1 protein-coding gene is annotated in these 549 nt (G+C 71.2%); it reads left to right on the forward strand.

The annotated features are described in order from the left end of the window. Positions 1-549, forward strand: a 549-nt coding sequence (locus L6Q96_23545) for a hypothetical protein (protein ID MCK6557522.1), incomplete at both ends; no start/stop codon positions are given.

A 549-nucleotide genomic window follows, 5' to 3' on the forward strand; every position in this document is an offset into this window, starting at 1 on the left:
TACTGCTGGTCGTGATGGCAGTGCTGGGAACCGGTGTCCGTGCGCAGGAGCCGACCCCGACCGAGGTGCCCGCGACAGCGACCGCGACACCGACGGCGACGCCGCCCGCCCGCTACTGGGTGGGCGGCAGTGGCGTCTGGGACGACCCGTCGCACTGGTCGACGACGAGCGGCGGTCCGGGCGGCGCCTCGATACCGGATGCCTGCACCGACTGCGTGGTCGACGCCGCCTCCGGTGTGTCGCCGCGGATCGATGCCGCCCTGCTCACCCACACCGACTGTGCAACCCTGGACTGGACGGCGGCACTGTCGCCAACCTTCAAGGGACCGAGCGGCAGTGCCCGGGTCGGCGGCTCACTGCTGCTGCCCGATGGCCTGACCACGCTGCCCTCGTCGCCTTTCGACCCTGCTATCTCGGTGGTCTTCGAACTCACCGGTAGCGGCACGGTCAGCGGCGCCGACGACGTGCACCAGACCTGGACGGTACGCATCGACACGGCCGGCTCGTACACGCTGCCCGCCGACTGGCGGGTGCCGAACACACGCTGGC

This window comes from Candidatus Binatia bacterium, from assembly GCA_023150935.1.
GTDB lineage: Bacteria > Desulfobacterota > Binatia > HRBIN30 > HRBIN30 > JAKLJW01.